At 33.5% G+C, this 23365-nt stretch carries 20 protein-coding genes and 2 pseudogenes; 15 read left to right on the forward strand and 7 right to left on the reverse strand.

What is annotated here, in order from left to right; genetic code table 11:
• Positions 1-194: 194 nt before the first annotated feature.
• A complete protein-coding gene (locus tag ACLBXA_RS17265; RefSeq protein WP_001226361.1) occupies positions 195-1139 on the forward strand; it encodes a glycerophosphodiester phosphodiesterase in 945 nt (314 codons plus the stop codon).
• A gap of 38 nt (positions 1140-1177) precedes the next feature.
• On the opposite strand, the gene ACLBXA_RS17270 is transcribed toward ACLBXA_RS17265, so the two are convergent.
• Positions 1178-1687 carry a DUF3916 domain-containing protein gene (locus ACLBXA_RS17270; RefSeq protein WP_001208325.1) on the reverse strand — a complete coding sequence of 170 codons (510 nt, stop codon included), beginning with the start codon at positions 1685-1687 and terminating at the stop codon, positions 1178-1180.
• The gene (locus tag ACLBXA_RS17275; protein WP_000351677.1) at positions 1680-2531 is read right to left on the reverse strand and encodes a LysR family transcriptional regulator; all 852 of its coding nucleotides are present in this window, start codon (positions 2529-2531) and stop codon (positions 1680-1682) included. The genes ACLBXA_RS17270 and ACLBXA_RS17275 overlap by 8 nt, the downstream gene beginning before the upstream one ends.
• 117 nt (positions 2532-2648) lie before the next feature.
• Here ACLBXA_RS17275 and ACLBXA_RS17280 point away from each other — a divergent pair, with 117 nt between their 5' ends.
• The gene (locus ACLBXA_RS17280; RefSeq protein ID WP_015945864.1) at positions 2649-3848 is read left to right on the forward strand and encodes an MFS transporter; all 1200 of its coding nucleotides are present in this window, start codon (positions 2649-2651) and stop codon (positions 3846-3848) included.
• Between the two features lie 110 nt (positions 3849-3958).
• Here ACLBXA_RS17280 and ACLBXA_RS17285 read toward each other — a convergent pair whose 3' ends face one another.
• Complete coding sequence (locus ACLBXA_RS17285; protein ID WP_000798793.1) at positions 3959-4189, reverse strand: hypothetical protein; 231 nt, start codon at positions 4187-4189, stop codon at positions 3959-3961.
• A gap of 257 nt (positions 4190-4446) precedes the next feature.
• Here ACLBXA_RS17285 and ACLBXA_RS17290 point away from each other — a divergent pair, with 257 nt between their 5' ends.
• The 7 genes and pseudogenes from ACLBXA_RS17290 to ACLBXA_RS17320 all read left to right on the forward strand — a co-directional run bounded on the left by ACLBXA_RS17290 (position 4447) and on the right by ACLBXA_RS17320 (position 11275).
• The gene (locus tag ACLBXA_RS17290; RefSeq protein WP_000915206.1) at positions 4447-5574 is read left to right on the forward strand and encodes a serine hydrolase domain-containing protein; all 1128 of its coding nucleotides are present in this window, start codon (positions 4447-4449) and stop codon (positions 5572-5574) included.
• 250 nt (positions 5575-5824) lie between these two features.
• Positions 5825-6982 (forward strand): agmatine deiminase family protein, encoded by a 1158-nt coding sequence (locus tag ACLBXA_RS17295; RefSeq protein WP_000755771.1) that lies wholly within the window; start codon positions 5825-5827, stop codon positions 6980-6982.
• A 167-nt stretch (positions 6983-7149) separates the two neighbouring features.
• A complete protein-coding gene (gene psiE / locus ACLBXA_RS17300; protein WP_447617338.1) occupies positions 7150-7566 on the forward strand; it encodes a phosphate-starvation-inducible protein PsiE in 417 nt (138 codons plus the stop codon).
• 210 nt (positions 7567-7776) lie between these two features.
• Positions 7777-7968: pseudogene (locus ACLBXA_RS17305) on the forward strand (bestrophin family protein); the annotation flags it as partial.
• 231 nt (positions 7969-8199) lie between these two features.
• Entirely contained in the window at positions 8200-9177 is a 978-nt protein-coding gene (locus ACLBXA_RS17310) for an agmatine deiminase family protein (RefSeq protein ID WP_000435525.1), read from the forward strand.
• Positions 9178-9219: 42 nt separating this feature from the next.
• Positions 9220-10041, forward strand: a complete 822-nt coding sequence (locus ACLBXA_RS17315) for a MerR family transcriptional regulator (RefSeq protein WP_447617339.1) — start codon at positions 9220-9222, stop codon at positions 10039-10041.
• A gap of 187 nt (positions 10042-10228) precedes the next feature.
• Complete coding sequence (locus ACLBXA_RS17320; protein WP_447617340.1) at positions 10229-11275, forward strand: agmatine deiminase family protein; 1047 nt, start codon at positions 10229-10231, stop codon at positions 11273-11275.
• A gap of 48 nt (positions 11276-11323) precedes the next feature.
• Here ACLBXA_RS17320 and pepF read toward each other — a convergent pair whose 3' ends face one another.
• Both pepF and ACLBXA_RS17330 read right to left on the reverse strand, forming a co-directional pair.
• Complete coding sequence (gene pepF, locus ACLBXA_RS17325; protein ID WP_136804220.1) at positions 11324-13111, reverse strand: oligoendopeptidase F; 1788 nt, start codon at positions 13109-13111, stop codon at positions 11324-11326.
• 117 nt (positions 13112-13228) lie between these two features.
• Positions 13229-14020: an arylamine N-acetyltransferase family protein gene (locus tag ACLBXA_RS17330; protein ID WP_136804219.1), complete on the reverse strand. Its 792-nt coding sequence runs from the start codon at positions 14018-14020 to the stop codon at positions 13229-13231.
• A 203-nt stretch (positions 14021-14223) separates the two neighbouring features.
• On the opposite strand from ACLBXA_RS17330, the gene amyS reads away from it, so the two are divergent.
• Positions 14224-15765, forward strand: a complete 1542-nt coding sequence (gene amyS / locus ACLBXA_RS17335) for an alpha-amylase (protein ID WP_079245791.1) — start codon at positions 14224-14226, stop codon at positions 15763-15765.
• Between the two features lie 101 nt (positions 15766-15866).
• Here the strand turns inward: amyS and ACLBXA_RS17340 are convergent, their stop codons facing one another.
• Positions 15867-16580, reverse strand: coding sequence for an exosporium leader peptide-containing protein (locus ACLBXA_RS17340; RefSeq protein ID WP_001001586.1), 714 nt, complete (start codon positions 16578-16580; stop codon positions 15867-15869).
• A 608-nt stretch (positions 16581-17188) separates the two neighbouring features.
• Here ACLBXA_RS17340 and ACLBXA_RS17345 point away from each other — a divergent pair.
• The 3 genes from ACLBXA_RS17345 to ACLBXA_RS17355 all read left to right on the forward strand — a co-directional run bounded on the left by ACLBXA_RS17345 (position 17189) and on the right by ACLBXA_RS17355 (position 20492).
• Positions 17189-19090, forward strand: a complete 1902-nt coding sequence (locus ACLBXA_RS17345) for an endonuclease MutS2 (protein ID WP_001095201.1) — start codon at positions 17189-17191, stop codon at positions 19088-19090.
• Between the two features lie 6 nt (positions 19091-19096).
• Positions 19097-19621, forward strand: coding sequence for a GNAT family N-acetyltransferase (locus tag ACLBXA_RS17350; protein ID WP_000256473.1), 525 nt, complete (start codon positions 19097-19099; stop codon positions 19619-19621).
• 160 nt (positions 19622-19781) lie between these two features.
• Entirely contained in the window at positions 19782-20492 is a 711-nt protein-coding gene (locus ACLBXA_RS17355; RefSeq protein ID WP_001042048.1) for a histidine phosphatase family protein, read from the forward strand.
• 67 nt (positions 20493-20559) lie between these two features.
• Here ACLBXA_RS17355 and ACLBXA_RS17360 read toward each other — a convergent pair whose 3' ends face one another.
• On the reverse strand, positions 20560-21525 hold the full coding sequence (locus tag ACLBXA_RS17360) for a quinone oxidoreductase family protein (RefSeq protein ID WP_000645236.1): 966 nt from the start codon (positions 21523-21525) through the stop codon (positions 20560-20562).
• Between the two features lie 123 nt (positions 21526-21648).
• On the opposite strand from ACLBXA_RS17360, the gene ACLBXA_RS17365 reads away from it, so the two are divergent.
• Together ACLBXA_RS17365 and ACLBXA_RS17370 are read left to right on the forward strand one after the other, a co-directional pair.
• Complete coding sequence (locus ACLBXA_RS17365) at positions 21649-22542, forward strand: LysR family transcriptional regulator (protein WP_000403873.1); 894 nt, start codon at positions 21649-21651, stop codon at positions 22540-22542.
• 299 nt (positions 22543-22841) lie between these two features.
• A pseudogene (locus ACLBXA_RS17370) lies at positions 22842-23354 on the forward strand (YjfA family protein).
• Positions 23355-23365 lie beyond the last annotated feature (11 nt).

Below are 23365 nucleotides of genomic sequence, written 5' to 3' on the forward strand. Positions count from 1 at the left end.
GAGTTACATATGAAAAGGAGGACTATAGGAATTAAATAGGATAATACTAGTTTTCTATATTAATAATATAGATAAAGTATATTTGTAAGATTGGAATTTTAATATAGGTCTATAAAAATAATGAAAGTGTGTCTTCTATTTCGTGTAAATCTCATTAGCTTGTTGAAATTTGCAACGTAGGAAGGGTTAGAAGGATGAGAAAGATTATTAGCGTTTTAGTTATTTTCTTTATGACGGGAAGTATCTTTGTTGGGGGAGCTGTTCATGCGAAAGCAGAAGGGAAGCATGAATGGAATACGAATAAGTTTTTAAATATTGCACATCGCGGAGCAAGTGGACATGCACCTGAGCATACTTTTGCTTCTTATGATTTAGTGAAAAAAATGAAAGCGGATTATTTAGAGTTAGATATTCAATTAACAAAGGATGGCCAATTAATTGCAATGCATGATACAGCAGTTGATCGCACTACAAATGGAACAGGCGAAGTACGTGATAAAACGTTAAGCGAAATAAAGAGTTTAGATGCAGGAACGTGGTTTAATAAAGCGTATCCAGAAAAGGCTAAGCAAGAGTATGTTGGGCAAAAAGTTCCGACTCTTGAAGAAATCTTCCAAAAGTATGGAAGAAGCATGAAGTATTACATTGAAACAAAATCACCAGATGTGTATCCAGGAATGGAAGAGAAATTGTTAGCATTGTTAAATAAATATAATTTAGTAGGTCAAAACATGTCATCTAGCCGTGTTATGATTCAATCATTTAGTAAAGATAGTTTGAAAAAGATTCATAGTATGAATGAAAATATTCCGTTAGTTCAATTGCTTTGGTATTATCCAAATGAAAACAATGAAATTGTTGAATGGTCTGGCATTACACATGAACCGAAAAGTGTAACGAATGATGATTTTCAAGAAATTAAAAAGTATGCAGCTGGTATTGGACCAAACTTACGTAATGATAACGGAGAACTAATTATTGATGAATCATATATGAAAATAGCTAGGAAAAATGGACTGTTAATTCATCCTTATACAATTAATGAGAAACCAGATATGAGACTGTTAATCAAATGGGGTGCTACAGGAATGTTTACAAATTATCCGGATCGATTACATAGTGTATTGAAGGGGAAATAAGTGAAAAAGGGTATACCAGTGTTTTAGGTACACCCTTTTTAATTTAACTCCCCGATAAACAGAATCTCTTTTTCGTAGCATTCATCTTCATCATAAATAATTTCTTGAAAGCGAAGCGTTTCGAAGGAATGACAAACTGGAATTTCTAATTTCTCCCAAAAATCAATTTCATTTGAAAGAAGAATCCATTTTTGAAATTCACTATTTCTATTAAAAAAATTATGAAAGTAGTCCTCATTTTTAAATATAATGATTTGCGAACCCCACAAATTATTTATAGAAATTAAAACAACAACTCGATATGTATGTGTATCGCTCGGTTTCATATTTATTAAATGATTTGCTTGATTTAATAAGGTTTGAATACATAATCGCTTTACTTTTCTAGGTGTTTTACGAGAGTCGATAAAAGTTTGCGAAACTGGCAATAGCATATTCCAATATTCATCGTTATAGAAAATAGAAGGGAACGTTTTTGTATGTTCCTCAATTCGCTTTATTAAAGTGTTTGTTTTTCGTTTCATACCACGTATTTTCTTTTCACGCATTGTGAGTCATCTCCATAAATTTTTGTAATGCAGCAGAGTGATATATATCTTTTCTAGTAATAAAAGTAGTAGGAACTTTTTTGAAGCTATTTGGTAAAGGGTTGAATGATATGTCATGTTTATGATCATTTAAAATAGACTTCATCATAATTGCTATGCCCATACCTGATTTTACACATGCGAGTATCGCCTCAATTGTTCCGAACTCTAATACTCGCTTAGGTGAAATTCCTTCTTCTTGAAGCCAATCTTCTAATAAATTTCTATAATAGCACCCGCGACTAAATGCAAGTAAATTCATGTCTCCGATGTCTTTAAAGGAAGATAAAGGATTTTTGCTAATGAGAACTAATTCTTCTTCACGAAATATATTTGTATGAAGTTCAGTATGCTGAGTAGAGCCAGCTATAAACGCTCCGTCCAGTTTTCGTTCTAATACAAGCCTAATCAATTGTTCCGTCGTATTTGATTCTAAAATCAATTCGACTTTTGGGTATTTCTCATAATAGGCTGTTAATATAGATGGAAGTCTTACAGCGGTTGTAGATTCTGTACATCCAATTTTTAAAGTGCCTCTTGGTTCGATCCCATTACTTTGAACTGCTTTAACAGATTGATCTATTAAGTGGATAATTTGTTTGGCGTATGTTAATAAAATCTCACCGTTAGAAGTTAAAGTTACACCTTTTCCGTTTCGGTAAAATAAAGGCACACCTAATTCGTTTTCTAGTTGTTTCATACGCATTGTTACGCCAGACTGTACATAGTTTAAATTTTTCGCTGCGTGAGATATGTTTTTTTCTTTCGCAACTTCGTAAAATACAGTTAAATCTTTTATATCCAAGTATCATCCCTCCATAAAAGGTATCATTTTTTTTGATGGATTACATAATAAATCTTTATTTTATATGATATCAGAACTTTCATACAATGAAAGGGGGATGGAGGGATTATTGTGTTAATGGAAGAAAGGGTGAATAGTACTTATAAGTGGGTTATGTTAATTTTTGCGACAGTTGCTCAAACAACAGCGACACTTATAACGTATGGTGTTGGAGCGTTTGCATTATTTTGGAAAGAAGAATATGCACTTACGAATACGGAGAGTGGATTGCTAGTAAGTGTTGTAAATATAGGACCGCTATTTTGTATGCTTTTTGTCGGGCGGCTACTTGATCAATACAATGAAAAGTTGTTAATTTCGATAAGCTCATTTTTACTAGGAGGTTCATTTTTACTGACTAATATGGTCAATGAATTTAATGGGTTACTCTTTGTACTTTTATTAGTAGGAACGTTTTATAGTGTTTCGCAGCCAGGAGGAAGTAAGGTGATAATAAAGTGGTTCCCAAAAGAAAATCGCGGGTTAGCAATGGGGATTAGACAAGCTGGTATACCGATTGGTGGCACGTTAGCGGGAGTATTGATCCCGTTTCTTACAATAAAATATAATATGGCTTATGCGGTAAATAGTATTGCATGCATTTGTATAATTGGAGGGTTTTTATTTTTTATATTTTATAAGGAACCATATATTCAAGAGAAAGTTAAACAAGAACGTATTAAACTTTCTTTTTGGATGCAGTTAAAAGAAGTGATGTGTAAAAAAGAGTTGTATGCAATTTATATAACTGGCATTTGTATGATTTCATTGCAAATGGTGTTAGTTGCACACTTTATAAAATTTTTAGTATTGGAACAATCAATCACGCCAATTTTAGCTGGAAAAGTATTTTCCGTTATGTTCTTTTCTGGAATGGTTGGTAGGGTTATATTAGCAGCTACTAGTGATTTGTTTTATAAGGGAAATCGGCGCACCCCTTTATTTATAACTGTTTGTATTTCTATTCTCTTCATTCTAATATTAGTAATGAGCATACATACAATAACGAATGTATTGTATGGTGTAAGTGCATTGTTAGGGTTCTTTTCGATTGGATGGTTTAGTCTTTTTATAACTGAAGTTGCAGAATCAGCAAGTGAAGAATCGGTAGGGATGACAGTGAGTTTTGCACTTACATTAAATCAAATTTCCATTATTGTTGCACCTGCTTTATTTGGTTATATTGTAGATAAGAAGGGATATACGTATGCGTGGTTATGCATAGTTGTATTACTAACTATTTCAGCGGTTAGCTTATATAGGAATTATAGAAAATAAAGGAATGTTAGCAATGTAAATTTTTTGTGAAGAAAGTCTAAAGAAATGTTGAATGAGCGACATTTCTTTTTTTATTTGTTGTATAATCAAAATGTAAATGAGATTCGTTTTCAATTTCGTTCATTACCTCTTTTGAAATTACCTGTAATTTTAGCCATAATTAGCTGTTTTTCTTTATCGTTATTTGCATGATTTATTTTATTTAAAAATTTTTCAGCATCATTTCCTTTTAATATCATAATTTGTTTTCCGTAATATTCAATTAATACCATGTTGTTTTTTGTTATCCGATAATGAAACATCTTATCATCTAAACGGTTGCGTTTATCGGTGTTTTTCATATTACATCTCCATTCTTTTTAGTATGTAACAAATGTTACAAAAGAATTTGAAATTATAGTGTAATGCATCCGATTGTATGTTGGAAATTTTGCTAGAAAGAAATACAATAGAGAGTAGTCAAAATTGAAAATGAGAAAAAGGAATCTAGTTTTAACATAGTGAATATTAAATAATATTATAATATACTTGATAATTAAAAGATATAAAATAGAATGGATGTACGTTAAGTGAAACTAGATAAAAGAGGGTTCCTAGTATGTTAAAGAAATGGTTAATCGTTTTCTTTATTTTTGCTGTTTTTTGTGGAAGTGTTGTTACACTAATACATGCAAATAAAGGAAAAAAATATGATGTAAAGGCATTTTTAAATGTAAATAGTAAGCAAAAAGATGTTAAGCAGGAAGTTGATGCGAATGCGAAAAAGCGTTATGAAATTGCAGCTGGAAAACTAGATCAGTACTTAAAAGATAAAGGATTTAATGGGAGTGTTCTTGTAGCAAGTAAAGATCATGTCATTTTACGAAAAGGGTACGGTTATGCGAATGTGAAAGATCAAGTATTAACAACTCCAAGAACGAAATATCGCATTGGGTCTATTACGAAAACAGTTGTTGCAATATCTATTATGCAACTAAAAGAAAAAGGGAAGTTGAACATTGAAGACAATGTAAATAAATATATCCCATCGTTTCCGGCAGATAAAAACATTACGTTACGAAATTTGTTAACACATACGTCTGGATTACCAGAACAGGGACAAGGTAGTGTTGACGCAGCATCACGGTTAAAATTAGTAACGTGGATTGGGGCACAAACGTTACAATTTCCAGCAGGGACAGGATGGAAATATACAGATTATAATTATATGGTGCTTGCATATATTGTAGAAAAAATATCGAATAAACCACTTGCTGAATATGTGAAAGAAAATATTTTGACTCCTGTTGAAATGCATGAATCTGGAATGGGCGCAACACTTCCAGAGGATATTTTCTTAGCAGAAGGGTATACGAAAAAAGATAATAAGTTAATAGCCACGCCTCGCTTAAAAATGAACTGGCTGTATGGTTGTGGTGAAATGTATACGACTGTTGAAGATATGAAAAAGTTAGATGAAGCTATTATGGATGGTAAACTACTTTCTAAACAAAGTGTATCAGATATGTTTTCTGCATCACCTGCAAGAAAATATGGATTTAGTTTCTATATTTACCCAGATTATTATCATAACCACGGTGTATTAGCTGGCTGGAACACTTTTAATAATTTTAACTGGGATAAACGAACGTTTGTCATATTATTTTCTAACGTCCAAAATGGTATGAATGATGCATTTAATCAAGAATTTAGGAAAATGGCGAATGATTTAATAGAAGGAAAATAATTATAAAAAATCGGTATTGATATGTAATTATCAATACCGATTTTTTTATTTTGTAAAGTTTTACTTACTGCCCACAAATAGCGGGATAAATAGGTAAGAAAGGTGATTGGCATTTGAATAAACCAAAATAGGTAGTTAAATGCTAAGTAATGTAAAGAATAATTGGTAATTTTTACATTGATAAAAAAGCTTGAGCTTCACACTATGTGAAGCTTTACATTATTGGAGACAAGAACAGGAGGTTGAAAAAATGAAAAAAGTAATAAAGTTTTGTTTAATAGCTACATTATCTACAACGATTATTAGTGGATGCTCTTTTGAGGGTAACAATGAAAATGTTAAAGGGAAAGAAGGAGAAAAAGTAGAGGTACAGAAAAATGCTGGGAAATATACGATGCCAGATGAAAAAGATAAACATGAAGGTACATGGCTGCAATGGCCACATGAATACACATATGGTGAAGAGTATAAGCAGGAAGTTGAACCTATTTGGGTTAAGATGGCAAGTGCTTTAACTGAGGGAGAGAAAGTCCACATTGTTGCATATGACCAGGAAGAAAAGAAGAGAATCAATAAGCTTTTAACAGATGAAGGGTTAAATATGGAGAAGATTGATTTCTTTATCGCGCCTACTGATGATGTATGGGCAAGAGATAGTGGACCGATTTTTGTTTATGACAATAATAAAAATTTAAAAATATTAGACCCGGCATTTAATGGATGGGGAAAGAAAACGCCTTACAAAAATGATGCTCGAATACGAGAGAATGTCAGTAAACAATCAGGAATTGAAAGAATTGATTGGGGGAAATTTGTCCTTGAAGGTGGTGCAATTGAGTTAGACAGCAATGGAACTGCTTTATTAACTCGAAGTGCAGTAACGAATAAAAATAGAAATCCTAATTTATCAGAAAAGGAAATTGAAAAATATATAAGTGACCTTGGGGTATCAAACTTTATTTGGTTAGACGGAGTACCTAATTTAGATATTACGGACTTTCATATTGATGGATTTGCTAAATTCCATAATAACTCTACCATTGTAACGATGAAAGAAGATGACCTAGCCGAATGGGGTTTATCTAATAAAGATATGAATACATTGTTAGATGCCAAAAATGCTTCAGGACAGAAATATAAGTATGAATACTTGCCGCTTAGTAAAGAAAAAGTTGCTTTAGAAAATGGAAAAACTCTCGATTATAAGGGATCGTATATCAATTATTATATTGGGAATACAGTTGTATTAGTGCCTAATTATAATGATCCGAATGATAAAATCGCAAACGATACGATTCAGAAGTTATACCCGGATCGTAAAGTAGTTGGCATTGATGTGAGAGAGCTTTATAAAAATGGTGGCATGATTCATTGTGTGACACAACAACAACCAATTGCATTGAAGTAATTAATTGTAATTTCGTTGTGCTGCTATATAGACAAAATAGGTGAAATCTTATCTTTACCTATTTTGTCGTTCCTTATTATTTGTAAAAATAAAAATTAAATATAATGATAATTGAATTGTAGTGTATGTTCGCTTTTCGTTTTATATGGTAAAGGAGAAAAATGTTTGTGTTAAAGAATTTTAAAATAGTGTTTTCGTATTTCCCTATCGTTTTACAGTACATTTTAAATGTAGCTTTAATTTGCTTAGGGGTTGTTCTAAGTGTATTTCTTATGAAAGAAGTCATTCAGTTTATACAAGAACTGAAATTGGATGGTAATGAATCTAGTTATCATTTAATTGATAGTATCGTCGTATTCTTTTTGTACTTTGAATTCATCGTAATGATTATAAAGTATTTTCAAATGAATTTTCATTTTCTATTACGATATTTTATATATATAGGTATAACAGCTATTGTGCGTCTCATCATTATAGATCACGATAGTCCGTTAGATTTATTGTTATATGCCTGTGCAATCTTTGTATTAATTAGTGCGTTGTTCATTGCGAATTCTAAAATGATGCGTCGGGATTTAGAATAGTGAACATTTGTTGTTGAATTAAATAAGATATTTTATCTTTTTGCAAAAAAGGAGTAACGGTATTGAAAGAAATAATCTTAACCAGCCTCATAATGATAGGGTTTATGATTCTATTATTTAATTGTATACTTTCGTGATTTAAAAGAATAAAAGGTTAATAGAGAAAGAGGTTTTTGTAAATATGGTTCATTACAATAATTAAAATAGTTTACATTTATAAGTTTTGCATTCATAGGTATTGAAGCAATAGGGGTTGAAATTGAAGATCCCTTTGGTCAGGATCCAAATGATCTTCCGCTAGAAGGAATTTGTATAGGAGTAGAAGCGCATTTAGTGAATTTATATAATCAAAACGATCTATTAGAAGTAATGGGTTTGAATCGTGATAAAAAAATCATTTAATCATTTATTGTTGTTTTAAAATAGGTTATTTAAAAAACTTGTCAAGAGTCAATTTAAGGCTTAACGTCAGCTTTATATTTTTTATATAAATATATAATATTTCTCCATGCTATAATCCATTCATGAAATATACGCGGTTCATGAGTTGTAATGAAAAGAGAAATGAATTGAGGAATAGTTGGCTTTGTGAAATCAGTTATGTAACTACTATTAAAAAGCGAGGTAAATAATATGGAACAAAAACATAATGGGATTATTTTTACTGCAATACCAGACGAATCGAATGAATATTATCAACCATTTTATGAAGACTTGATTTACTTTAATGAATGTTTAAATGAAAAGAAATCAATGGCAGATCAACTTATATCTTTATCTGTTGAAGAACAAGACTTTCATACGAGCTGTTTTGAGTATGATGATATTTGGCTAAGAGATGTTGCACCGGTTGCCACAAATCATCTAGTTAAATTTAAATATCGACCAAATTATTTGCCAGATGATCAAGGGCGATATTTAGATCAACAATTTAATAAATGGTTGAAAAAGAATGACTTTGAATATGTAAAATCTCCATTAATATTAGATGGTGGTAATCTTATTTGGAATAAAAAAGATACTGTAATATTAACAGAACGCATATTTGATGATAACGATGATTGGACAGAAGAGGAAATTATTGAGCAGTTAGAATGGGATTTAGATGTGAGCCGAGTTATTATTATTCCTGCTGAAGAAGGGGATGTACTAGCACACGCAGACGGAATGGTTAAATTTATTGATGAACATACAATGTTTATTAGTGATTTTTTAGGGGATCATGAATTTAGATATAGTGTTCAAGAGATTATTCAAGAACAAATGCCAGAAGCTGCATTTATAGTTGTTCCTTCATCGTATACAGAGAAAGGACAATATGATCAAGAGATAGCATCGGCAAAAGGATTGTATATAAATATGTTAGAATCATGTGATGCTCTGTATGTTCCTAAGTTTGGACTAGCTAAAGACGAGGAAGTTTTACGATATATTCAACAGTATACGGAGAAACAAGTTATTCAAATTCATGTAGGAGAAATATCAACAATGGGAGGCGCGATGAATTGTTTAACGTGGTATTGTCCAAGTCATTTGTTACCTTCGAAAATAAGAAGATTGAAAAATCAGAATGAAGATTTTTCAATGAAGAAGATTTTTGATTGGTTTTAATAAATAAGTAATGAAAAGAAAATGTATTCAAGGAGTATTGATATGTATACCATCGCTGAGTTTTCTCGGATTTGTAAAATGAGTACGCGGATGTTAAGACATTATGACAAAGAGGAGATATTAAAACCGGCATATGTGAATCCGGTTAATGGGTATAGGTATTATGAACAAGGACAGCTGGAAGTAGCGTTGAAAATCAAAAAGCTAAGGGAGTATAAATTTCCTCTTCCAAAAATTAAAATTGTTTTGCAGTCATCGGATCAAGATTCGTTTGTTCAACATATACAATCACAAATTATCGAGTTGTCTCAGGAAGTGAAGCAAAATTTACAGGTTATTTCAGAAATGAATGGAATGGTAAAGGTGAATAGTAGTCTAAATACTGCTCGTCATAGAAATTACGATATATTAATGGGAATGAGGAATGAAGTAACGATAATTATTCAAAGAGTAAAAATAGATATGGATGATATGGATGATTATTTTTATGACTTATATGAAGAGGTACAAAAAAATAATTTTCAAATAGTCGGTTCACCATCTGCAGTCTTTTATGATGAAGAATATATTCCAAGTAACAGTGATATTGAATTAAGAATCCCGGTTATGCAGGGGAATGATGAAGACGTAGCACAAGAGTATGAAATGAAAAAACTAAGTCCACATCAAATCGTTACTACTATGCATTATGGAAGTTACGACTATATTGGTTACGCTTATATAGCGTTAGAAGAATGGGTTGAAAAAAATGGGTGTGTAATAGTTAATTCGCCATATGAGGTTTATATAAAGGGGCCTGAATGTGATTGTTTAGCAGAAGAGTATGTGACACAAATTTGTTTTTTAGTTACGAAAATAGAATGAGAATAAGGATTGACATTAACATTATGTCAATCCTTATTCTATGTACGAAAGCAATTTATCATAATAAAAAGGCGAAATAAAGAGTCACCTTATAAAGTTGCTACAAGTAAATGAAGATATTCCTGTTGACCTTAACACGATGTCAAAGTATAGACTGTACGTACATTCATATAAGGGGTGAACACGTATGAGAAATATAGAAAATAGTTTGTTTTATATGCCTGCGGAATGGGAGAAACATGAAGGTACATGGCTGCAATGGCCTCATGATAAAGCTCATAGAGGTGAAGGTTACAGAGCTAAGCTAGATGATATTTGGGTAACGATGGCAAAGGAGCTTCATTACGGAGAAATTGTGCATATTGTTGTATATGATGAGGAAGAAAAAGTACATGTCCAATCGAAGTTAATGGAAGCGAAAGTGGATATGGATAAAATTGATTTCTTAGTTCAAGAGACGGATGATGTGTGGATAAGAGATAATGGACCGATCTTTGTAAAAGATAAGGAAGGCAATCTCTGCTTAACACACTGGGTTTTTAATGGTTGGGGAGATAAATATCCGTATGAAAATGATGCTGTTATTCCGGCAAAAATAAGTGAGATGTATAGTATTCCAAAAGTTAAATCTAGTGTCTGTCTAGAAGGTGGAGGAATAGAGATAAACGGAAATGGAACCTTAATAGCGGCAAAAACTTCTATTATAAATGAAAATCGAAACCCTACACTAAGTCAGGAAGAGATTGAAATGGAGTTAACGAAGTATTTGGGGGTAACGAATTTTATATGGATAACTGGTATTCGTGGTGAGGATAATTATGATGAAGATACGGATTACCATATTGATGGCGCAGCACGTTTTGTAAATGAAAATACAATTCTTTATGAATATGATCCTTTCGGGGAGAGTGAATCCTACCTTTTGGAGGCGTACGAAAAGCATTATCAAGAATTGAGACAAGCAAGAAATATAGATGGAAAACCATTTCAGCTTATACCAGTACCGGTGACAAGAAAAGCTGTAAAAGAAGCAGATTGTAAGGGCTCATATTTAAACTTTTATATTGGAAATGAGGTTGTATTGGTTCCTATATATGGCGATGAGCATGACAAGTTAGCGCTTCAAATTATTGAAGGGCAGTTTCCGGGAAGAAGAATTGTCGGCATTTATGTAAATGAGCTGTTTGCGTATGGTGGCATGATTCACTGTGTGACGCAGCAACATTTAGCATAAAGTAACCGAAATGAAAAAAGCATGCAGAGTATATACTCTGCATGCTTTTTATAATGCTGAAAACTCCTCAACAAGTTGAGTGAATTGTTTCAATGCACTTTCAATCGGTTCTGGCGTAGTTAAATCAACACCAGCTTTTTTCAATAAGTTTAGTGGATAGTCAGAACTTCCGCCTTTAAGGAATTCAATATAATGTTTTTGAGCATTTGGATCGCCGCTTAATAGTTTATCAGCGATTTGAATGGCAGATGCGAATCCAGTTGCATATTTGTATACGTAAAACGGGCGATAGAAATGAGGGATTCTAGCCCATCCGTATTTTACTTCTTCATCAAATACAAGTGAATCACCGTTATATTCTTTAAATAGCTTTTCATAAATTTCACTGAAGACTTGTGCATTTAATGGTTTACCTTGCTCAGCCATTTCATGTGTGATTTTTTCAAATTCTGCAAACATGATTTGTGTAAAGAAAGTACCTTTAAATTTCTCAATAAAATGGTTAACTAAATGGTTACGCACGTTCGTTTCTTTTGCTTCTTTTAATAAATAGTGAATTAATAACACTTCATTTACTGTAGAAGCGACTTCTGCGACAAAGATAGAATAATGTGCAGAAATTCTTGGTTGGTATCCATGTGAATAGTGCGTATGCATACCGTGCCCGCATTCATGAGTAAGAGTGAACAGGCTGTTTAAATCATCGTGATGATTTAAAAGAATGAAAGGATGAACACCGTATACACCAAAGTTATAAGCACCAGAACGTTTTCCTGGTGTTTCTCTTACGTCTATATATCGTTTATCTTTAAAACTTTTTAATGTCTCAATATATTCTTCTCCTAAAGGAGCTAGTGATGCAATCATAATGTCAAATGCTTCACTATATGGAATGTCTTGTTTTGCACCCTCTACTAAATCGACGCCTAGGTCGTATTGTCTTAGTTCATCTACGTTTAATTTTTCTTTTCGAATTTCATTGTATGTATGTAATGTTTGAATGTTTTTTTTCGTTGTATCAATTAGGTTTTCATATACTTCTTTCGGAACCATATCGCCAAATAATGATTTCTCTAACGCCGATGGATAGTGTCTTAGCTTCGAAACAGTAACATTATTTTTAATAGCAGCGGATAAAGTAGATGCGATGGAATTCTTTAACTGAACATATGGTTTGTAATATGCTTTATAAGCTTCTTTACGCTTTTCACGATTCGTATCTTCTATTAATTTTGCATACATTCCGCGTGTTAAGTTCACTTTCTCTCCATCGTCAGTCGTCACTTCACCAAATAATATATCTGCATTGTTTAACATACCAAATGTGTGCTGTGGAGAGGAAAGAGCTTCACCCATTTGTGATAAAATTTCTTCTTGGTCCTTATTCAATACGTGTTTTTTATAACGATATAATTCAAACAAGTCTTCTTTATAATATTGTAAGCCTTCTGCTTCTTCTATGTAAGAATGTAATGTGTTTTCGTCTATGCTAAGTAAGAAGGGGGAAAAGAAAGATTTAGCCGCACTTACTTTCACATGTAATTGTGATACTTTATCGACAAGAGATTGCGCGTCAGTATCGCGCGTATCAAGGTCAGATTGTAATCGTGCATAAGCGAACATTAAAGATATTATGCTAGAAATTTCTTCACTCTTCGTTAAATAAGCTAATAAACTATTGCCATCGTGAATATTGCCATTAAACTCGTGTAATTCCTTCGTTAAAACTTCAATTTTATGAAAATCACTTTCCCAATCTTCAATTGTATGGTAAATGTCTGTTAAATCCCATTTTTCTATATCAGCTACTTGTAATCGATCTTTAAGTTCTGTCATAATCATTTCCTTTCTAAACATGTAGTTATATTTCTATATAACTATGAAATACAACAAATTGCAAAAAATCCCTGCTGAAAATTGAAAAGCCTTGCTAAAATAACAAGGCTTACATACTTATAGTGTAATTCCGAATTTTGAATGTAAAAGGTTTGTATATTGCATGTCTGTAACGGTTTCTTTCGTTTTTTTACCATTTTTCGCTACTGTAAGGCTATCTTTCGTTAAAGAGGCATGCCCATCTTCAGTTAGTTTTACAATAAGAGGTACTTTATTAAAGGGTGATCCTTCATGTTCAACGATAATTTTTTGTGCTGTATTTGCTTTTTTTTCATCCACTTCTTCTATATAAAATGTATAGCCTAACGTCCAATCATCAGCAGAAGATTGATCCAAAAACTCATTGTTTTTACGCATCTCTAAAATGTAGTTTCCCTTTTCGGTCATTTCTTTACGAATACGATAATCTCCTGTAACAGAGTGAATGACTTCACCTGAGAAAGGGACAGGTGCAAGAGGTAAGTATGATCCGAATCCTACTTCAATTAAATAAAGTTCATTATGATGTGTTAAAACGGTTGCGATATGGCCAGAATCAACAGCCCATATGGAGTTTGCAGCGTTATAAACTGTTCCTGAAACGAGATGAACATCAAATCCAGCGTCTTTAAGGAAGTAATACATAGTAGGATTGAGTTCATAACAAAGACCGCCACGGTTATTTACTAAAATTTTCTCTTTCAAATTTTCTTTTGATATTTCTTTAAAATTCTTTTCGAGAATATTTAAGTTTTCAAAAGGAACAGTTTGTGCCATTGCGTACATAATGTTAGATAAATCTTCAAATGAAACTGTGTCTTTTTCTTCTATATATAATCGTGCGAAAAATTGTTTTTGAAAGTCTGTCATAGAAATCCCTCCGTTATGTTTTTATAGGTAAATTGTAAACAATCTTGAATAGGATGTGAAATTAAAACTACGTTGAATATTTGAAGTGAGATTAAAAATAATGTGGGAGAGTGAGAGATTGCTACTTTACTAACGGTGGAACGAATATTATAATAATTCTGATAAACTATGCAAACGCTTTCTTAGAAGGGGATGGTGTACAGATGTTTAAAAGAGTAACAATAGTCGGATTGTCAGTTGTTATGTTTTTACCTAGTATATATGAGGGGAGTAAAGCATATGCAGATACAGTTAACAATGGAACGTTAATGCAGTATTTTGAGTGGTATGCTCCGAATGATGGGGATCATTGGAATCGTTTGCGTACTGATGCTGAAAATTTAGCGCAAAAAGGAATTACATCTGTTTGGATACCACCTGCATATAAAGGAACTACGCAAAATGACGTAGGATATGGGGCATATGATTTATATGATTTGGGGGAATTCAATCAAAAGGGAACAGTGCGGACGAAATATGGGACGAAAGCACAATTGAAGTCTGCAATTGACGCTTTACATAAGAAAAACATCGATGTATACGGTGATGTAGTTATGAATCATAAAGGTGGGGCTGATTATACAGAAACTGTCACAGCAGTTGAGGTAGACCCAAGCAATCGAAATGTTGAAGTATCAGGTGATTATGAAATTAGTGCTTGGACAGGATTTAACTTTCCAGGGCGTGGAGATTCTTATTCTAATTTCAAATGGAAATGGTATCATTTTGACGGAACAGATTGGGATGAAGGAAAGAAATTAAACCGAATTTATAAATTTAGGGGCATAGGTAAAGCGTGGGACTGGGAAGTGTCTAGCGAGAATGGGAATTATGATTATTTGATGTACGCGGATCTTGATTTTGATCATCCAGATGTTGCGAATGAAATGAAAAAATGGGGAACGTGGTATGCGAAGGAATTAAATTTAGATGGCTTTCGTTTAGATGCTGTTAAACATATTGATCATGAATATTTGCGCGATTGGGTAAATCATGTTAGACAGCAAACGGGGAAAGACATGTTTACAGTAGCTGAATATTGGCAAAATGATATCCAGACTTTAAATAATTATTTAGCGAAGGTCAATTATAATCAATCTGTGTTCGATGCGCCACTTCATTATAATTTTCATTATGCTTCAACAGGAAATGGAAATTATGATATGAGAAATATTTTAAAAGGAACGGTAGTTGCGAATCATCCTACACTTGCGGTTACTCTAGTTGAAAATCATGATTCACAGCCTGGTCAGTCATTGGAATCTGTAGTGAGCCCTTGGTTCAAACCGTTGGCATATGCATTTATTTTAACGCGTGCAGAGGGATATCCTTCTGTTTTCTATGGTGATTACTATGGTACAAAAGGAAATAGTAACTATGAAATTCCAGCGTTAAAGGACAAAATTGATTCGATTTTGACGGCACGAAAAAACTTTGCATATGGTACGCAGCGTGATTATTTTGATCATCCAGATGTGATTGGCTGGACAAGAGAAGGTGATAGTGTGCATGCTAATTCTGGTTTAGCAACGTTAATCTCTGATGGACCAGGAGGGGCAAAGTGGATGGATGTTGGAAAGAATAACGTAGGGGAAGTATGGTACGATATTACGGGTAATCAAACAAATACTGTAACAATTAATAAGGACGGGTGGGGGCAGTTCCAAGTAAGTGGAGGATCAGTTTCCATATATGTTCAGCAGTAATTTTGTGATGAAAAAGGAGAGGTAGACTGAAATATAAGTTTTCCTCTCCTTTTTATATGGTGCATATTTATTTTTCCTGAATCTTTATTGTAATAAAAGAACTAGTCGACCTTTATAACAACAAGAGATGCATTGGAATAAATAATGTCACCCGTGGCTTCTCTTATTCGTAATCGAAGAACATCTCCTTGGTTTAAAGGTAATAGATCAGTTCTGGCGGATGTGGCTCTTACCCCAGAAGCACCACCAACTCGTGTTTCAATTGCGAATTGAATGGAATCGTTTATTGTAAGATTTAATATGCTAGACGAAATAGCTTGTATTACAAATACGATTGAAAAGGATACAGAGTATACACCAGTGGTATCAATTGTAATGGAGTTGTCTACTGGATTTAGAGTAGTTCCACTAACAGGTCCTGGAATGGTAAAGTTGACATTTGTATTAACTACTGCTGAAAAACCGATTCCTACTTCAGAAGTTATTGTTCCAAATACGGGAAGAATCCCTAAACCAGTTGCGCCAGTGGGACCAGTTATTCCAATTCCGGTAGGGCCTGTAACCCCAGTGGGACCAGTTATTCCGATACCGGCAGGACCTGTAACCCCAGTGGGGCCAGTTATTCCGATTCCGGTAGGACCTGTAACCCCGGTGGGACCAGTTATTCCGATTCCAGTAAAACCTGTCGCACCGGTAGGGCCTGTGATTCCAGTAGGTCCAGTAGGGAAAGTAAATGGTGGAATTGATGGTAGTGTGGGACCGATTAAATTTGGTTCCAGAGCAGGTCCATGTAAAGTATTATATTCTTCATTCATATAGTAAACCTCCTATCATTGCTTGTCATAATTATTAAATGTATTAGAGGAAGTAAATGACATTCGCAATAGCGGAGCCGCTTCTATAATTTTTCCTCAGCAAATATAGGTCTAGTTTAAGTGATATTGAAGCGTACAGTTACGTACTACTTAAGTATGACACCTTTACTTCTCACGTAACATATAGTATGATGATTTCAATAAATTAGATTTCAATGACTATAATATAAATTAATGAGAGGTGCTTTTTGTGAGTGCGGTAGGTACTAAATAGGAAAAATTTAATGAAATAAGTCAGATAAGAACAGGGGATTTTTATGTATACCATACCCCTAACTTTGTCATGGATTTATTTCGATACCTATGAAGATACCTACAATACTTTATAAAGCGTGTAATAAGGGACTGCCATCTATTTTTTTATGGCTTATTTCCTCATATGTTATTACACATGCCTTGTAAATGTAAAAGCTGCGGTATCCCCGCAGCTTTTTTGTATATATTTTTAATGTATAAAAATGGTAATTGAATAATGTAGAACTCATTGGAATCTAATGAGTAGGTATCTTCATTTATGATAAAAATCAATCATAGTGAGGAGAAACAAAATGAATACGATGACTTTTGAAAAGTTACAATATAACGAATTAAAGGATATAGTGAAATCTTATTGTGTAAGTGGATTAGGTAAGGAATTATTAAACAAATTAGAGCCGAGTACGAGTCTAAAAGTAGTGAGAAATCGCTTGAATGAAACGACAGAAGCACGAGCTATATTAGATGCAGAGGGGCATGTTCCTTTCTTCGGCATTTCTAATATTGCTAGTACAATTCAAAAATTAGAAAAAGGGATGATTTTAGATCCAGAAGAATTAGTAAGTGTTTCAGACTTTTTACGTGGATGTAGAAAGATTAAAAAGTTTATGTTAGATAAAGAATTTTTTGCACCAGTATTAGCTTCTTATGCAAATTCAATGACTGAATATAAAAGTATTGAAGAGGAAATTAACTTTTCAATTAAAGGAAATAGTATTGATGTAGCTGCAAGTAAAGAGTTAAAGCGAATTCGAAATAATATTGATTCTGTAGATGGGAAAATAAAAGAACGTTTAATGAAATTTTTAAATAGTAGTGCAAATAAGAAATTCATTCAGGAATTCTTTATTAGTAAAAAGGATGACCGTTATACGATTCCAATTAAATCTTCCTATAAAAATCAAGTTGCTGGAAGTATTATTGAAGCCTCGGCAAAAGGCTCTACTGTATTTATAGAACCGCATACGGTTACGAAATTGAATGCAGAATTAGCAGGTTTGAAAGCAGAAGAAGCGGTTGAAGAGTATCAGATTTTAGCGACGTTATCAGGAATGGTGTTAGAAAACATTTATAGTATAAAGATTAACATGGAGCTAATTAGTCAGTATGATATGGTATTTGCGAAGGCAAAGTTTAGTAAATCGATTGATGGAATAGAGCCGAAGTTAAATGATCATGGCTACATTCATTTAGTGAATTGTAAGCATCCGCTTTTAACAGGGCAAGTTGTACCGTTACATTTTAAAATTGGTCAAGAGTATCGTAGTTTAATTATTACAGGGCCGAATGCGGGCGGAAAGACAATTGTGTTAAAAACGATTGGATTGTTAACATTAGCTACAATGTCAGGCCTTCATATTGCAGGAGATAGAGGTACAGAAATCGCTATTTTCGAAAATGTATTCGTAGATATTGGTGATAATCAAAGTATTGAAAATGCATTAAGTACATTTTCGTCTCATATGAAAAATCTTTCTGAGATTATGAGGATGTCAAATAATAATACGTTGCTATTATTTGATGAAATTGGGAGCGGTACAGAACCGAATGAAGGTGCAGCACTTGCAATTTCTATTTTAGAAGAATTGTACCTTGCGGGATGTATTACCGTTGCGAGTACGCATTACGGAGAAATTAAACGATTCTCAGAAATGCACGATGACTTTATGAATGCAGCGATGCAATTTAATAGTGAAACGTTAGAGCCGCTTTATAAATTAGTTATCGGAAAATCAGGGGAAAGTAATGCACTTTGGATTGCGAATAAAATGAGCGTAAAAGAACATGTACTGAAAAGAGCGAAAGAGTACATGGGAAATAAAGAGTACGCTTTAGAAAAAGTGAATGAAAGTAAAATTAGAAAACCGAAATTTGTACAAGAAAAAAGAGAATCTCATTATGAGTACAAAATCGGCGATCGTGTGAATTTATTGGATTATGATGATTTTGGTATCATCTATAAGGAAAAAGATAATTTTTATAACGTTGTTGTATATTATAACGGTGAATTCGTTGAAGTAAATGTAAAACGTATTACTTTAGAAGTAGCAGCGAAGGAGTTATATCCAGAAGGATACGATTTAAATACACTATTTGTTGATTATAAAGAAAGAAAAATGCAACACGATATTGAGCGCGGATCGAAAAAAGCACTGCGTAAAATTCAAAAAGAAATAAGAAAGAATAGAGGATAAGTTAAAATGGTAACGATTAGACAAGAACAAAAAAATGATTATAGAAAAACAGAAGAAGTCGTAAAAGAAGCATTTTTACTTGAAGAATTTAGTGATAAAACAGAACATGAACTTGTAAAACGTATTAGAGAATGTGACGCGTTTGTTCCGGAGTTATCAATTGTTGCGGTAGATGAAGATATAGTTGGTCACATTATGTTATCGAAAATTACAATAGAACAAGATGGAACTTCTGTAGAATCGTTAGCACTTGCGCCAGTTTCAGTTGCTAGGGGCCATCAGAAGAAAGGAATTGGCGGAAAACTGATCACGGCTGCTTTAGAAAAAGCGAAAGAACTTGGATACGGATCAGTTGTAGTATTAGGACATCCAGAGTACTACCCGAAATTTGGTTTTAAGAAAGCAAGTGAGTGGAATGTAAAAGCACCGTTTGAAGTGCCTGAAGAAGTGTTTATGGCGATGGAGCTAAGAGAGAACGCTCTCCAAGGTGTAGAAGGAGTTGTTCAGTATTCGAGTGCTTTTGCTGAGTAGGAGTAACGGTTAAGAAATGTAATCATAAAAGATGCTATCTTTTTGTATGGATATACAGAAAGATAGCTTTTTTTATTAAGCGGATCTACTGACGTATATTTTGCTCAATGAATAATTGAGGTGGTAAAATTGAGATAGAAACGTAAAGGGAGAGAATAGAATGAATAAGCGAGAAACAGATAGCAATGAGAATGCAGTTACGTTATATGTTACAAGACACGGTAAAACAATATTAAATACGAATCATCGCGCGCAAGGTTGGGCTGATTCTCCATTAGTAGAAAAAGGTGTTGAAGTTGCCACAAATTTAGGAACAGGATTAAAAGATATTCATTTTATGAATGCGTATAGTAGTGATAGTGGCCGAGCGATTGAAACTGCTAATTTAGTATTAAAATATAGTGAGCAATCAAAATTAAAACTTGAGCAAAGAAAAGATTTGCGAGAATTAAATTTCGGTATTTTTGAAGGTGAAAAACTTGAGAATATGTGGGATGTGGTTGGAAAAGCTGCAGGCGTTCCATCACCAGAAGAACTTATGAAGTTTTCTATTCAAGAAGTGATTAATCTTATTAGAGTAGCAGATCCTACAAAACAGGCGGAAGATTGGGAATTATTTTCTACTCGTATAAAAGCTGAGATAGATAAAATTAGTGAAGAAGCTGCTGGAAATGGTGGCGGTAACGTTTTAGTTGTCGTTCATGGGCTTTTGATTACTACCTTAATAGAAATGTTAGACAGTAGCAAAACAAAACTTGGGGTGGAAAATGCTAGTGTGACGAAGATTGTATACCAAGATGGAACATATACAGTCGAGTCGGTTGGAGATATGAGTTATGTTGCAAAAGGGAAAGAAAGTGTGGAAATATAATTAAATCTCCAAGAGATATAAGAAAAGGAAGGTAGAGAAATCTAGCTTCCTTTTCTTATTGGAACGATTATGGAATTAATAAAATCTTCCCTGTACTTTTTCTGCTCTCTAATAATTTATGTGCAAGAGCACCATCTTGTAAGGAGAATGTAGTAGGGCACTCAATGTTTAATTTGCCAGTTGCGATCCAATCGAATAATTGAGTAGATCGTTTTTTACGTTCTTCATAAGTGGTAAGAACGTTCCAAAGGTCTCCGCCAGTTAAAGTTTTTGAAGTATCCATAAGCATACGTGGATCAACTGGCGCAGGATTACCACCAGCCATTCCGTAAAATACGACAGTACCGCCAATTTTAGTAGCGTTAAAACTGTCCTCTAATGTAGAACCTACTGATTCATATACAACATTTACTCCAGTTCCATTAGTCATTTCAAGTACTTTCGTATGCCATTCTTCGTTATATAAAAATACGTGATCGGCACCAGCTAATGTAGCTATCTTTGCTTTCTCTTTTGATGACGTTAAACCAATTACTTTTCCACCATATAGTTTAATCATTTGAACAAGAAGTTGACCGACGCCACCAGCTGCAGCGTGTACTAAAGCTATATCACTTTGTTTTAGTTGATAGCTATCTTGCGTTAAATAATGTGCAGTTAATCCTTGTAATAAGACAGAAGCGGCTGTTTCAAAAGAAATAGAATCTGGTAGTGGGATTACTTTTTCAGATGGAACGGCAACTAGTTCTGCATTTGCAAATGGGACGTCCGCAAATGCAATACGGTCTCCTAGGTTGATAGTAGTAACGTCAGCTCCTACTTTTTCAACAATTCCAGCTCCTTCATAACCTAATACATAAGGCGGATTGCCAGCAAGATGATAATCGCCGCGGCGTCTATAAATATCAGCGAAGTTTAATCCGATTGCTTTCGTGCGGACTAGAATTTCATTTGGATTTATGATTGGATCATGTATTTCTTTATATTGTAGTACATCTGGATTTCCAAACTGTTCGAAACAAAGTGCTTTCATATGGAATCCCTCCATTTGTATTGTTTGTCGATGCTCTTTATCATACAATACAAATATCAATAGGCAAAGAGGATTATTTTGATGAAATCAATCGGAAATATCGATTGAAAAGAGGGATGATAAATGGAGATAAAACAATTAATTACATTTAAAGTAGCAGCAGACACTTTGAATTTTACACAAACTGCAAAGAAATTAAATTTTGCCCAATCAAGCGTAACGGCACAAATTAAAACGTTAGAAGCTGAGCTTGGTACACCGTTATTTGAAAGATTAGGAAAACGCCTTTTCTTAACTGAAGCAGGAAGAAAGTTTCAACTATATGCGGACAAGATAATCGCACTTAGTAAAGAAGCAAAGACGGCCGTGAAAGATGATGAGGAAATAGCAGGTACGTTAATAATTGGTGCACAAGAAAGTCAATGTACATACAGACTGCCTTCTATATTAAAGAGGTTTAAAGCACAATTTCCTCAAATAAAACTTATATTTAAACCAGCACATTCCAATAAAGATGCAAAGGAACAATTGATGGAGGGGAAAGTAGATCTTGCATTTATTTTGGACGAATGTAAAACAGAAGATGTTTTACATGTGGAACCACTTATGAAAGAAGAATTAAAAGTAGTAGCTGCTCCTACGCATCGTTTACTTGAACAACCTTCAGTTTCTATAAAAGATTTAGAGAGTGAAACACTTCTACTAACAGAATTAGGCTGCTCGTATCGGACTTTATTTGAAGAACTATTTCGTATAGAAGATGTGTATCCAGCAAATAAAATTGAGTTCGTTAGTGTCGAGGCAATTAAACAATGTGTTATTGCAGATTTAGGTATAGCTGTTCTACCAGCGATAGTAGTAGAAAAAGATATAAGAGAAGGGACAATAAAAGAGTTACATTTAGAAAATGCAATTTCATCGATTTATACACAAATTGCTTGGCATAAAGATAAATGGATGACAGCACCACTGCAGCAATTTATTGATGTAACAAGGGAGTTTTTTACAACGGATTAAGTGGAGAAATATTTATTTTATATAAAAGAAAAAATGGCAATTTTGTATAAAGAACCGATGCTTGAATATAACAAGTATCGGTTCTTTTATGTTTTAAATATAGAATGCTATAAAATGTGTATTTCTCAACTTTTTTCTTACAAGGATAAGTAAAATTCTTCGTATATTCCAATAATCATCAGGGAATTTACAACGTTTATTCGTTTCTGTAAGATGCCTCTAGGAAGAGTGAAAGGAGGGCTTACATAGCAGTATAGCTTGTCTTTAGTATACGTACTTATTGTGAGGGGGAATTTAAAATGTTTAAAAAGTTAATGAAAGTATGTGTGTTAAGTGCGGCAAGTATAGGTGTATTATTTAGTTTTCAAGGAAGTACATTTGCAGCTACTGATTTAAGTAGTTATTATGACGGGAAAAATCCAGCAACAACGAAAGTATACGGGGGAAGTACAACATGTGATGCAGATGGATTTAATGCAAAGTCTACAGCAGTTTATGAAGGTAGTAAAAAAGTGGGGACAGTGTATTTACGTTACAGTAATAAATGTCATGCAGCATGGGCTAAGTTTGTGTTAGATTAACCAGCACCAGCTGTTTCGGGAGGAGTGTACGCGTACGCTGTTGTAAATAAATACAAAAATGATGTATTCCAAAAATCAGTTACTTCTAATCAGGGGAACGGCACAATAAAAACAGGTCAAACGAGCACTTATACAGGAATGGTATTTGATTTAACTGCTGATTTCGGATACACAGCAGATGCTGAAGCAGTTACGTTTAATAACGGTTACGGGAAAACAGCACGTTACTAATAAAGGAGTGA

The sequence above is a fragment of the Bacillus sp. D48C genome, from assembly GCF_053345735.1.

What these genes read in the sequence shown, in the direction of transcription:
- ACLBXA_RS17355 (WP_001042048.1), top strand. Translation starts at nt 19,782, where the DNA reads ATGAATAAGCGAGAAACAGATAGCAATGAGAATGCAGTTACGTTATAT.
- ACLBXA_RS17360 (WP_000645236.1), bottom strand. Translation starts at nt 21,525, where the DNA reads ATGAAAGCACTTTGTTTCGAACAGTTTGGAAATCCAGATGTACTACAA.
- pepF (WP_136804220.1), bottom strand. Translation starts at nt 13,111, where the DNA reads ATGACAGAACTTAAAGATCGATTACAAGTAGCTGATATAGAAAAATGG.
- ACLBXA_RS17270 (WP_001208325.1), bottom strand. Translation starts at nt 1,687, where the DNA reads ATGCGTGAAAAGAAAATACGTGGTATGAAACGAAAAACAAACACTTTA.
- ACLBXA_RS17320 (WP_447617340.1), top strand. Translation starts at nt 10,229, where the DNA reads ATGAGAAATATAGAAAATAGTTTGTTTTATATGCCTGCGGAATGGGAG.
- ACLBXA_RS17290 (WP_000915206.1), top strand. Translation starts at nt 4,447, where the DNA reads ATGTTAAAGAAATGGTTAATCGTTTTCTTTATTTTTGCTGTTTTTTGT.
- ACLBXA_RS17295 (WP_000755771.1), top strand. Translation starts at nt 5,825, where the DNA reads ATGAAAAAAGTAATAAAGTTTTGTTTAATAGCTACATTATCTACAACG.
- amyS (WP_079245791.1), top strand. Translation starts at nt 14,224, where the DNA reads ATGTTTAAAAGAGTAACAATAGTCGGATTGTCAGTTGTTATGTTTTTA.
- ACLBXA_RS17265 (WP_001226361.1), top strand. Translation starts at nt 195, where the DNA reads ATGAGAAAGATTATTAGCGTTTTAGTTATTTTCTTTATGACGGGAAGT.
- ACLBXA_RS17285 (WP_000798793.1), bottom strand. Translation starts at nt 4,189, where the DNA reads ATGAAAAACACCGATAAACGCAACCGTTTAGATGATAAGATGTTTCAT.
- ACLBXA_RS17280 (WP_015945864.1), top strand. Translation starts at nt 2,649, where the DNA reads ATGGAAGAAAGGGTGAATAGTACTTATAAGTGGGTTATGTTAATTTTT.
- ACLBXA_RS17365 (WP_000403873.1), top strand. Translation starts at nt 21,649, where the DNA reads ATGGAGATAAAACAATTAATTACATTTAAAGTAGCAGCAGACACTTTG.
- ACLBXA_RS17350 (WP_000256473.1), top strand. Translation starts at nt 19,097, where the DNA reads ATGGTAACGATTAGACAAGAACAAAAAAATGATTATAGAAAAACAGAA.
- ACLBXA_RS17310 (WP_000435525.1), top strand. Translation starts at nt 8,200, where the DNA reads ATGGAACAAAAACATAATGGGATTATTTTTACTGCAATACCAGACGAA.
- ACLBXA_RS17340 (WP_001001586.1), bottom strand. Translation starts at nt 16,580, where the DNA reads ATGAATGAAGAATATAATACTTTACATGGACCTGCTCTGGAACCAAAT.
- ACLBXA_RS17345 (WP_001095201.1), top strand. Translation starts at nt 17,189, where the DNA reads ATGAATACGATGACTTTTGAAAAGTTACAATATAACGAATTAAAGGAT.
- ACLBXA_RS17330 (WP_136804219.1), bottom strand. Translation starts at nt 14,020, where the DNA reads ATGACAGACTTTCAAAAACAATTTTTCGCACGATTATATATAGAAGAA.
- ACLBXA_RS17315 (WP_447617339.1), top strand. Translation starts at nt 9,220, where the DNA reads ATGTATACCATCGCTGAGTTTTCTCGGATTTGTAAAATGAGTACGCGG.